The organism is Paenibacillus hubeiensis (assembly GCF_032334105.1).
Classification (GTDB): Bacteria; Bacillota; Bacilli; order Paenibacillales; family Paenibacillaceae; genus Paenibacillus; species Paenibacillus hubeiensis.
The window spans coordinates 74,670-81,902 of sequence record NZ_JAVYAE020000020.1; the positions used below are offsets into that span (position 1 = coordinate 74,670).

A 7,233-nucleotide genomic window follows, 5' to 3' on the forward strand; every position below is an offset into this window, starting at 1 on the left:
TCTATAGAATATCATATTGTTTGCTGACCGAACAGTTATTCTTTGGTTGTACCTGCATCATTTTTGGCGCCATTGCCCAATTTGTTTTTGAGGGCTTGCAGCTGCTGGTCGACTTTGAATTGTTTTTCAGCGTCCGCTGGGTTGGTGTACGTTGCGTTAGTCGCATGAGCATTGCGATACGGTGCACGCATTACGTCAGCCTCTGCTTCCATTTGCATGATTTTTTCTTCCATACGGTGGAACCCAAGCGATGCACTTCCGCTCTCGATCGTATGCAGGCTGTTGATTTGCGACATTTGTTTTTTCGCTTTGGCCATTTGAGCACGGGATACAAGCTCATTGCGTTTGTTGCGCATTTTGTAAAACTCGTCTTTCATGTCATGCAGCTGTTGCAGCAGGTCTTTAGCTTGTGCTTCGGATTGTGCATGCAGCTCGCTGTACTCGGTGATCTTTTGATCGAAATAGATTTTTTCTTCCAGCAGCTTGCGTGCTACCTCTTCCTGACCGTTTGCCAAAGCCGCTTCGGCTTGAGATTCGCGTTGTACGGAAGTACGCTCAGCTTCATCCAGACGCTGCTTCATGCGGCGCTCGTTGGCCATTTGTTTCGCTACCGTTACTTCGGCCTCATGAATTTCGGCCTCCATATCGCGCAAATATTGGTTGAGCATTACGATTGGGTCTTCTACTTTATCCAAAAGATCATTCACCGACGCCTTTGTCATATCCTTAATCCGTTTAAATACTCCCATGTTATTTTTCTCCTTTCTCGTAACGAGATAATTTTTGGCGAAGCTCTTCGACTTCTTTTTGCAATGCTTTTTTCTCGATATCCTTCATCATGGAATCCAGTTCGCTTTCCTGCTGGTTTCCTGCGTAATTGCCGTCATAACGCGTTCCCTGATTAGGTCTGTTGTTATACCCTGGACCCGGTCCGAAACCGCCGGAACCCTGGTTGAACGGGCCTTGGTTGAATGGACCTTGGTTGAATGGCCCTCTTGGCGGATGTTGATCGTGACCCTGGAAACCTCGGCCGGGACCTGGCCCGGGGCCATATGGATCATATGGAGGGTAAGGTTCCTTCGGCACAACCAGTGCGGCGATGAAGTAGATCAGTAACGACGTGCCGCCCGTAACGAAGATGCTGATGACAAAGATGATACGCAGCAGCGTAGAATCCATGCCGATCGATTCGGAGATGCCGCCGATTAATCCGGTAAGCATCCGGTCACGCGTTGAGCGATATAGTTTGCTCATGTCGTGTTACTCCTTTCTGTCATTTGTATCCTCTTCCGAAATCAGGGCCGTATCCGTACGACTCACCGGGGTAAGTTTCCTTCGGTACCAACAGTGAAGCGATGAAATAGATCAGCAGCGACGTGCCGCCCGTGGCAAAAATACTGATGAAAAAGATGATGCGCAGCAGCGCGGAACTCACGCCGAGGTTTTCGGAAATGCCGCCGATTAGGCCTGTCAGCCTACGATTACGCGTCGACCGAAATAATCTGTTCATGCTTGGTTACTCCTTTCTGTCGGTATTCAGCTTCTGTCTCAGGCGCTCCAGCTCTTTATCGAGCTGGGAGGATGAGATTCCGCTTGAGGTGTCTCCCTGCCCCATTCTTCGCAAATCCCGAAGACTCTGGGTTTCATATTCAAGATCCGATACTTGATCATCCAAACGATTGAACATGCGAGGAACATTTTGGCCGTTATACTGGCTGCGCTGATTCATCCGCTGCTGCAGTTGAATCGTCTGCATCCGGGCGTAATAATATTGGCGCTTGCTGTATACGGTTTGATATTCAACCTTCAGTTGGTTGATTTGCTCATCCAGTTCCTGCAAAGCGGAGTTGCTTTGTTGGTACAGTTCGTTGTACTGCTCCATCTTTTCTTCGTAGATGATTTTTTCCTGCAAGGCTAGCTTGGCAAGGTGCTCTTCCCCGGCTTTCAAAGCCATCGAAGCTTGCTCCTCCCGTTTGTGTACCATGGCGGCGGCCTGATCGGCCTGTTGTTTCATTTGTCTTGTGTGTGAAGCATACTGGTGACGGAGCTTCTCGGCTTCGCCAATATCCTGGCGGGTCGAGACCAGAAACTGGTCGATCAATTTCACTGGATCCTGACTTTGCTCCAAATGCTCATTCAATGTTGCTACGGTAATGTCCCGCATTCGACGAAATACACTCATTATGCTCTGGCCCTCCTTTTCATAATCGTTAATGGCTTAGTACCGACGATATCCGCGTTTGTTGTTCAGCATGGAGATTCCGAAGATGATTAATCCGATAGCGATGATCGGACCGATCAACCAGGACAGTTTGACCATCAGCGAAAGAATACCGATGAGGAGAACGATCCATCCCAGAGCCACATTGCCTCGCTTCACGCCGTAGTATCCAAGTGCAATCATCAGAATCGGAATCAGATAACCTGTCAGATGTCCCAACAATGGAGTCAATTTCCCGAAGAGAAGCAGTACGCCGAGTGCGATAAAGACGATCGCCCAGCCATTTCCTTTGTTCCATCTCATGTTCTTGTTCACCGCCCTTTCAGTTCGTTTGTTTCTTGTTTAACCTTATGTCCTTATTCTAGGGGAATCCGACGTTTTTCAAAACAGACCGCGGACGGTTTTTCATCCTAGACTCTGGTCGGGGAAGGATTTGGACCTTCGGCTGTCCGTACGCTGGACCTCGATTCTCTGCATGGATCCCGGCCTGTTATGCTTCATTAACCATGTCAAACGCGTCTTCATCCAAGATGAAATCGGTGCAGCGAAGCACATGCAAGCACTGTGCACGTTTCCTGTCCCTCTTTTATGAGGTAATGAACGGCAATCCTTCTTTAACACATTACTTTTTTATCCAATTAAACAAAATGTTGTTGTTCTTTATGTAAGCGTTTACTAAAATAGAGTTGAAACTAACTTCATTCCAGAACGTCAGGAGTTGACTATGGGAGCACACAGTTATCTTCATCGGATGATCATTTTTGGCATGCTGTTAAGCACTCTCCCCATGCTGTTAACCGGAATTTCCGCTTTTTTCTATACAACGAACCAGAGTGAGCTGCATCAGCTTCAGACGAACAAACAGCTGCTGAATCAGATGCAGTCCAACGTAGAACATAAACTCGGTACTATAAGCTACATGCTGGATCAAGCAACACGTTGGCCAGCCACGCTGGAGCAGCTGTCAGCCCCACGCCTCGACGCGAAGACACCCAGCGCCGACCGGCTGCAGACCGAATTTCAAAATATGCGTTCCTGGGAGCCTTCCATGGATATCGCGCTCATAAACCAAACGCAGGACTGGCTGATCGATCATGCCGGAATGTATTTAAGCACAGAATTTCCGCTGGCTCTTCCCATGAAAGAAATGCTCTCGAAAACGTTAACGTCCGGTTGGCAGCTCATACCCTCGAGCGTGTTCAACAACCCGGAACACATCTCGGATAACGGTTGCATCTATCATATTGCCCTTGCCAGGCCAGTTCCGCACCTGAGTGCGCCGACCCATTCCGCTGTCATTGCAGGAATTCCTGCCTGCTCGTTGCAAAGCCCGGCCGATATGGAGCAAACCTCGGCTGCAGGCTTAATTATCGTCAACCGGGAACAACGCATTTTGGCCCATCCCAACCCCGCTTATATCGGCAAGCCGCTTGCGGGAATGGATATGCGGGAAGAAGAGTCTGGAAGCAACATGTCTGAACGGCTGCCTTCGGCATCATCCCATGCAGCGGGAGAAGCCAAAGTACGTCTGGGCGACTCGCGGTACTCTTTGTCCTACACCCAATCCTCATTAAGAGGCTGGACCTACATGCTTTTGACGCCAATGAACGTGCTGACCCAGGAATACACGCGCATCGCCGAGCATACCCTGCATGTCAGCCTGATCATGTTGTTGGTCTCTTTAGGGTTAACCTGGCTAGGCTCCAAACGAATGCATGTCCCGATTCGCAAACTGTTGGCCCATGTCGGACTTCATTACCATCCATCCGTGCGTCAAGCGATGGCTAAGAAGCGTGCAGATGCTTTCCCCACTGAGTTCGAGCAGATTCAGGCACGCTTTACGCAGATGGTGGATTCCAGCTCACGGCTTGAAAACCGCCTGAATCAGTACGTGCTTCAAACGCGTGTTTTTTTTGTCATGGACATGCTTCTTGGCAAATGCTCCCCTTCGGCTCTTCAAAGCGGCTTGATTGAGCATGGGTACGGTCACTATCTGGACCAGTGGCAACATGTTGCCGTTATTGTCATTCAGGCAGATCTTGTGCATCAATCCAAGTATACGGTGAGCGATCTCGAGTTATTGTTGTTCGCCGTGCAAAATATGATGGAGGAAACGTTAGACGAACATCACCAGCTATACCCTGTAGTTTTGGAACAAACTGTAGTCACCATATTGGGGGACGCTGAATCGGATCCGGTGAAATTTGCCGCACATCTGCATGCCATTACCGGACAATTGCAGCAGCAGGTCGAACAAGTGCTTCAACTCACAGTGAGTATCGGGTTCAGCCAACCTTGGACATCTCTCCTGCAAGTACATCGTGCCTATTCCGAGGCCTTAAAAGCACTGCACCAGCGTTTGCGGCTGGGCACAGGCATTATCATTCAATATGAGCAGCCGATTCATAGCAGCAGCCCCGCATCTATCAGTTATCCTTCATCCTTGGAGTACGCTCTCGTTCAAGCGATTCAGACCGGCGACGAAGGTGAAGCGGAAGTGCTGCTGTCCCAGATGCTCGAGCATGTTTTGGATCCGGAATGCAATTCTGAAGATTATCATCTTGCTCTGGCCCGACTGCTCACCCGTATTCTGCAGATGCTGCATGAGAGCGGGATTCGGCTTGATCCGACAACTTCCGGCCATGATTCATTGTACAAGGAACTATTTAACCTTCGATACGCCTCAGAAGTGGAGCATTGGTTCAGTCAGCGGATGATCAAACCCATCATTTTGCTTTTCAAGGAGAGACAAGTTACACAGTACCGTCATATTTCGGACAAAATGATTGCGATCATCCATCAGGAATATGATAGAGATCTCACGCTAGAGGAGTGTGCTGCCAGGCTTCACTATAATGCCAACTACTTAAGCAGTGTGTTCCGCAAGGAAACGGGATCGTCATTCAGCGAATATTTGGCCAAACATCGGTTCACCATCGCCAAAAGATGGTTGGAAGAAACGGATCTGACCGTAAAGGACATCTCTAACCGGCTTCAGTATAACAATCCGCAAAACTTCATCCGTTCCTTCCGCAAATGGGAGGGAATAACCCCGGGCCAATACCGGCTTCGGCAGCAGAACCTGCATGCCGAAAGACAGGTTTAATTTCTAATGAGCTGCCCAGGCCATGAAATACATTCGCTGTTCTATAGCTGCAATCCAGTTTTCTGAAGGATAATTTTTGAAAATTTTCGGGTTTCCTCTATCATATGAGCTTCAGCCCGTTCTAAAAACCTGTTTGAAGGCGCACTACGAGGGATTTGGTCTGTTATTTATGGGGAGAATCCATTTCGTGAAAGGGTACAAGGTATACCTCGGAACCATGCATGCAAAAGGGGCAGCTTCCACTGCCCCTCTTGGTTTTTCTGATCATACTATTATATGAACAACCGCTCGTAACTTCATGCTTATTTCCGTACAGTTTTCATCTGAGGTTGATCGAGTTGAATCAATATTTTTCCGAATCGTCCTCCCCGCGTAAACGTGACGACGCCATCCGGAAATGTCTTTCTAATGTGCTCTTCAGCAAGTCGCAGAGTCTGTTCATCCGTTGGCAGCTTGTACGTTTTGAGCCATTCCGGCAGCTTATGCACGACATCCTCCAACGGCATCTCCAACGTAGTCGTTTCTTTGGTGATCAGGCTCGTATAAGAATATCCCTTCAAATATAGAAGCTGTTGGATGTATGCCATATCTCCTGCTCTGAATGTCGATTTTACCCCCAACACCTCTTTCAACTCATCCATTAGGGTGTGCTCGCGTGGAGCCGCCATCGTGCTGATATACACATATTGCCTGGCACAGTGGATGGCTTGTTCCACCGTCTCCCAGTCGGACATGGCTGGACACATGGAGGCAAACACCAAGTCGAACTTCTTTTCCCAGCCTTTGTCCTGAATGGACAATTCCTCAAAACGTTCCGACACAATGTCGATCCTGGATCTTAATTCGGCAGGAATGGTTTCTTTCATCAAAGCGGTCAGAAAATGCGAAGGTTCAACAGCAGTAACCGTTGCTCCTTTTTCCGCGAATGGTATGCTGAACGCACCTGAGGCGGCGCCGACATCCAGTATCGTTAACCCCTTATATTCGACACCCTGATTCTCAATCCAGCCCATAATACGACCAGAACGTTGTTTGCCTTCTTCCGTGAACGACTGATGGTGATATTCTCTGGCCCACCGTTCAAAGGCTTCCTCCGTATCGAACGGATAGCTCCCTTTCCTGGGAGGCATGGACGCCTTTCTCTTTCTCCAGGCTTCTTCCCAAAGAGATAGGTCAAATAATAATTGCGAATAATCGTGTTCTGTATGCAAATCCGGCACTGTACTCCCACCTAATCATTTCATTTTGTAAGCATATAGATAAACAAAAAAAACAGCCCATTAGATGTAATCTCTACTGGACTGTTTTCTTAATACTGAATACCGGCGAGAGGACTCGAACCTCCACGGTTTCCCACTCGATTTTGAGTCGAGCGCGTCTGCCATTCCGCCACGCCGGCATATTTACTGGAGGCGCCACCCAGATTCGAACTGGGGATAAAGCTTTTGCAGAGCTGTGCCTTACCACTTGGCTATGGCGCCATATTCTATTGGAGCGGACGACGGGAATCGAACCCGCGACCCTCGCCTTGGCAAGGCGATGCTCTACCGCTGAGCCACGTCCGCAAATAATGGCTGGGGATATAGGATTTGAACCTATGCATGACGGAGTCAAAGTCCGTTGCCTTACCGCTTGGCTAATCCCCACTAGAGGGCGATCGAGGGGAATTGAACCCCCGAATGCCGGATCCACAAACCGGTGCGTTAACCACTTCGCCACGATCGCCATAATACATAATTAATAAAGAATTGGCAGGGGCAGCAGGAATTGAACCCACACTAACGGTTTTGGAGACCGCTGTTCTACCTTTAAACTATGCCCCTAAAAGCAATGGTGGAGGCTGATGGATTCGAACCACCGAACCCGTACGGGAGCAGATTTACAGTCTGATGCGTTTGGCCACTTC

Annotated in this window: 7 protein-coding genes and 6 tRNA genes; 1 reads left to right on the forward strand and 12 read right to left on the reverse strand. The window is 48.8% G+C overall.

Features of this window, described 5'->3' with window-relative positions; genetic code table 11:
- Positions 1 to 35: 35 nt before the first annotated feature.
- Genes RSX24_RS29660 through RSX24_RS29680 form a run of 5 tightly spaced genes read right to left on the reverse strand, consistent with a single transcriptional unit; the run spans position 36 to position 2,524 of the window.
- Entirely contained in the window at positions 36 to 749 is a 714-nt protein-coding gene (locus tag RSX24_RS29660) for a PspA/IM30 family protein (protein ID WP_236414833.1), read from the reverse strand.
- A gap of 1 nt (position 750) precedes the next feature.
- Positions 751 to 1,254 carry a PspC domain-containing protein gene (locus RSX24_RS29665; RefSeq protein ID WP_236414836.1) on the reverse strand — a complete coding sequence of 168 codons (504 nt, stop codon included), beginning with the start codon at positions 1,252 to 1,254 and terminating at the stop codon, positions 751 to 753.
- A 19-nt stretch (positions 1,255 to 1,273) separates the two neighbouring features.
- A complete protein-coding gene (locus RSX24_RS29670; RefSeq protein ID WP_236414838.1) occupies positions 1,274 to 1,510 on the reverse strand; it encodes a PspC domain-containing protein in 237 nt (78 codons plus the stop codon).
- A gap of 6 nt (positions 1,511 to 1,516) precedes the next feature.
- The gene (locus RSX24_RS29675) at positions 1,517 to 2,182 is read right to left on the reverse strand and encodes a PspA/IM30 family protein (RefSeq protein WP_236414841.1); all 666 of its coding nucleotides are present in this window, start codon (positions 2,180 to 2,182) and stop codon (positions 1,517 to 1,519) included.
- 36 nt (positions 2,183 to 2,218) lie between these two features.
- Positions 2,219 to 2,524 (reverse strand): LiaF transmembrane domain-containing protein, encoded by a 306-nt coding sequence (locus RSX24_RS29680; RefSeq protein WP_236414843.1) that lies wholly within the window; start codon positions 2,522 to 2,524, stop codon positions 2,219 to 2,221.
- Between the two features lie 421 nt (positions 2,525 to 2,945).
- Here RSX24_RS29680 and RSX24_RS29685 point away from each other — a divergent pair, with 421 nt between their 5' ends.
- Positions 2,946 to 5,327: a helix-turn-helix domain-containing protein gene (locus tag RSX24_RS29685; RefSeq protein ID WP_343262646.1), complete on the forward strand. Its 2,382-nt coding sequence runs from the start codon at positions 2,946 to 2,948 to the stop codon at positions 5,325 to 5,327.
- Between the two features lie 302 nt (positions 5,328 to 5,629).
- Here RSX24_RS29685 and RSX24_RS29690 read toward each other — a convergent pair whose 3' ends face one another.
- The 7 genes from RSX24_RS29690 to RSX24_RS29720 form a co-directional block, all read right to left on the reverse strand.
- Positions 5,630 to 6,457, reverse strand: coding sequence for a class I SAM-dependent methyltransferase (locus RSX24_RS29690; protein ID WP_343262647.1), 828 nt, complete (start codon positions 6,455 to 6,457; stop codon positions 5,630 to 5,632).
- A gap of 190 nt (positions 6,458 to 6,647) precedes the next feature.
- A tRNA-Leu gene (locus tag RSX24_RS29695) sits at positions 6,648 to 6,726 on the reverse strand.
- Between the two features lie 8 nt (positions 6,727 to 6,734).
- Positions 6,735 to 6,808, reverse strand: a tRNA-Cys gene (locus RSX24_RS29700).
- A 9-nt stretch (positions 6,809 to 6,817) separates the two neighbouring features.
- A tRNA-Gly gene (locus tag RSX24_RS29705) sits at positions 6,818 to 6,892 on the reverse strand.
- Positions 6,893 to 6,898: 6 nt separating this feature from the next.
- Positions 6,899 to 6,973: transfer RNA gene (locus tag RSX24_RS29710), tRNA-Gln, on the reverse strand.
- 6 nt (positions 6,974 to 6,979) lie between these two features.
- Positions 6,980 to 7,052, reverse strand: a tRNA-His gene (locus RSX24_RS29715).
- 24 nt (positions 7,053 to 7,076) lie between these two features.
- A tRNA-Trp gene (locus tag RSX24_RS29720) sits at positions 7,077 to 7,150 on the reverse strand.
- Positions 7,151 to 7,233 lie beyond the last annotated feature (83 nt).